This is a genomic window from Candidatus Neomarinimicrobiota bacterium, assembly GCA_041862535.1.
GTDB lineage: Bacteria > Fidelibacterota > Marinisomatia > SCGC-AAA003-L08 > TS1B11.
Genome location: JBGVTM010000075.1, coordinates 1 through 3,968 on the forward strand (window position 1 = coordinate 1; position 3,968 = coordinate 3,968).

At 56.8% G+C, this 3,968-nt stretch carries 1 protein-coding gene; it reads left to right on the forward strand.

The annotated features are described in order from the left end of the window. Nucleotides 1–3,626 (forward strand): LamG-like jellyroll fold domain-containing protein (locus tag ACETWG_03120; protein MFB0515579.1); only part of this gene is annotated, 3,626 nt, incomplete at its 5' end. Between the last annotated feature and the right edge of the window lie 342 nt (nucleotides 3,627–3,968).

Consider the following 3,968-nt stretch of genomic DNA (forward strand, 5'->3'; position numbering starts at 1 on the left):
ATTTCCTGTACGTCAACAACGGGGATGGCACCTTCACCAAAGTAACTACCGGCCCGCCGGTCAGCGATGGGGGCTACTCCAGGGGCGCTTCCTGGGGCGACTACGACAACGACGGCGATCTGGACCTGTTCGTGACCAACTCTGGCAAGAACAATTTCCTGTACGCCAACAACGGGGACGGCACTTTCGCTAAAGTAACCAGCGGCCCGCCGGTCAGCGATGGGGGTCTATCCTATGGCGCTGCCTGGGGTGACTACGACAACGACGGCGACCTGGACCTGTTCGTGGCCAACTCCGAAGGCGAGAACAATTTCCTGTACGCCAACAACGGCAGTGCCAATCACTGGATCAATCTGCAACTGGTGGGGACGCGGAGCAATATTTCTGCCATTGGCGCCAAAGTCCACCTGAAGGCTATCATTGGCGGGGTTCCTATATGGCAGCTGAATGAGATTTCCGGGCAGAGCGGGTTTTGCGGACAGAACAGCCTGAATGCCGAGTTCGGGTTAGGGGATGCCACCGTTATCGATTCCATCCGGATCGAGTGGCCCAGCGGGATCGTATGGGATACCACCAACGTGGGGGTGGACCAGTTCCTGACCATTACCGAGCCAGTACAGATTCCCACCACTGGCCTGGTGGCCCACTACCCCTTCAACGGCAACGCCAATGATGAGAGTGGCAACGGGAATGACGGGACGGTGTACGGCGCCACGCTGGGGGCGGACCGGTTCGGTAAGCCTGACAGCGCCTACAGCTTCGATGGGGTGGATGATAATATGAATCTGGGCAGTGGGATAAATTTAGCCGATAGCTCCTTTACATTTTCCTTCTGGGATAAAGAGGAAGATTTAGAAGGTGGAATAATATTTAGTCAGGGATATTTTGCTACTAATAAGCATCTGCACATCCAGTATTCCGGTGGAAAATTTGGCATAAGATTTTATAATAATGATTTGAATACAACGGAAACATTTCCAGATACGATTAACTGGCAGCATTGGGTATGTACTTTTAATGCCAGCACCAAGGAAAGAAAAATTTATCTTAACGGGCAAGTTGTTGCCGAGGATATTGCCTCTGCAAATTATTCTGGGAGCGGAAATCTATATTTAGGATCGCGTTTTGATGGCGGGGAACATTATCCTGGAAATATTGATGACATCCGCATCTATAGCCGTGCCCTGACTGAGGCCGAGATCCAGGCGCTCTACCACGAGGGTGGCTGGGATGTAGAAGACAACACGCCCCCCGCCGCGCCGGTAGGCCTGGCGGCCATTGGAGAGTATTACCAGGTGCGACTGAGATGGTCGCCCAACGAGGAAGCGGACCTCGCCCACTATGTGGTATACCAGAGCCTGGTCTCCGGATTCACGCCTACCGGAGCCGATTCAGTTGCCGTCACCAATGCGCCGGATACGACGGTTGTTATTTTCGGCCTATCAGCTGGACCTATTTATTATTTCCGGATCGCCGCCCGGGATCAGGCCGGCAATCTTAGTCCACCCTCCGCCGAAGCGATGGCCATTACTCCTGCATCACAGGACGCTACCGGATCAAGCCTGCAGCTCGTGGCCGGTGACGGGGAGGTCGATTTCGCAGGGACCGACCTCATCCTGGCCTTTACCTTCACCAGCCAGACCGGCGCCGATACCATTCATGTGACCCGATTCGGGGCCGATCCCGGGGGTACCCCGCCCAGTGGCGTGACTATTATTTCAACCGTCTACTGGGAGGCGATCCACAATGGCAGCGGGACGTTCTCGGCCGATATGACCTTTTGCCTGGGGCCGGGCACCTTCACTAAAGGCGAGCAACAGTACCCCGCCCGGCTGTGCCTGCTCCAGCGCGACACGGGGGGCACGCTGCCCTGGGAGATTGAATCCTACGGCGCCAGCGCCACCGACAGCACCGTAACCTTCACCGGCATCACCGGTCTCAGCCAGTTTGCTATTGGTAGACTGTCAGACGCGGCAGGCCCGACTATTTCGGATATGATGATCGATCCCGCCAGCCCGAACCAAGGCGAGCCGGTTACCGTAACGGCCACTATCACCGATGCCAGCGCAATTCAAGCGGTGTCGCTGCATTACGCCAAGGGTGGCTCAGCCGAATACAGTGGGGTGTCCATGTCCAGCCTGGGCGGCGACACGTACCAGGGGATCATTCCCGGGACCGATGTGACCGCCGCGGGTGTAGCCTACTTCATCGCCGCCGAAGATAATCTGGGCAACAAGGACATTTCGGACGTGGCCTCCATCCAGGTTCAGTACCCGGCTGGTACCATCCATTCCAACGTGCCCAGAAGCGCCTTCCCCGACGGCTTCCCCTTCAACCGCTGGCGGCTGGTCTCCCTCCCCAGCGACGTGGATGACAAATCGGTCACCGGCACCATCCGGGAAGCAATGGAGACAGATTCCTCCGATAAGACGTGGAAGCTGTTCCGGTATGAGGGACCGGGGCCCGATGACTATATGGAAGCCCATTCCTTGGCGTTGGGTGAGAGCTACTTCCTGAAGCAGATCGTCTTCGAAGAGCCTTTCCATTTCTACCTGGGCGCCGGGCAATCGGTCGACCTGACAGGCTACACCTGGACCCTGCAACCGCGGCGCTGGCGCTTTATCGCCTCCCCCTATCCCTTCCCGGTAGAGGTTTCCGCTGACCAGGGCCTTTTCATCGGGCCGTATACCTACGGTGAGTTCGGCTCCGGCGGGCAGGAAGGCTGGTCCACAGGGCAGGTGCAGGAAACCTTCGAGCCCTGGGGCGGCTATATCATCTATAATAATACCGATCAAACCCAGACATTGGGGGTAAAACCGGCTAGTATGGCCAAGACGATTCTTGCCAAGGAAGGCGCCGACCAATCGGATGGCTGGCTGGTGCAACTCACCGTGGAAGGGGAGCGTTTCTACGATGGTGGCAACACCATCGGCCGGTTGCCGGATGCCCGGGAAGGGCGAGACGATTTCGATACACCCGAGCCGCCGCTGCTGGAGGAATGTATCGCCCTCACCATGGAACGGTCCGATTGGGCTGGGGGATCGCCACTCTTCACCTCCGATATCCGCTCCCTTGAGGAAGTGAACGGCATCTGGGACCTCGACCTTCATACCCGGGGCGAGACCGGTCCTGTCGCCATAACCTATGAATTCCAGGGTGAGGTGCCGCTGGATATTCGGGTGGTGTTCCTTGATCTCGTCCGGCGCCTGATCTGTGACCTGATCGCCGGGCAGAAGATGGAACCAATCACGGGCTATAACGAGAAGATACCGTACCACTTTAAGGTGATCGCCGGGACGCCTGACTATGTTCAGGGAACCATCGCGGAGGCCCTGGCGCAACTGCCGGAAGAGTTCGCCCTGTCGCAGAACTATCCCAACCCCTTTAATCCCTCCACCGTCATCGAGTATGCGCTGCCAGAACCTGCGAGGGTCTCCCTGCGGGTGTACAACCTGCTGGGCCGGGAGATCGTTACCCTAATCGATGACTGGCGGGACATCGGCTATCATGAAGTCATCTGGAATGGGCGTGAGCGCGCGGGAATACCAGCCGCATCAGGAATCTACTTCGCTGTGTTCCAGGCAGAGGGCATCCTCCGCACCCGGAAGATGGTACTGCTGAAATAGGATAACCACCGCTCTAGAGCCCTTTTCCCGCCTTCGGGCCGGAAGGCTGCTGGAGCGGGCAAGTGCAGTCCAGCCGGGATTATACCAAATCGCTCCCCTGTAAAGAACTCCCTGCTGATCCTTGGTCTGAAGTATTCCTACGGAAATGTCGAATCCGGTATCCTCCTTGATTATCCCTGGAGCCCCGGTTAAGTTGCTTTCACAGCAATAATTACAGGATACTCCGGGTTGAATGTAAATTTGTCTTCAGATGAGTTGTTGATAACCCATGAAACTCCGCCCTAGAATTCTTACCCTGGTCATAGGGATCCTCATTGTTTCCTTCCTGGCGCTATCGATACC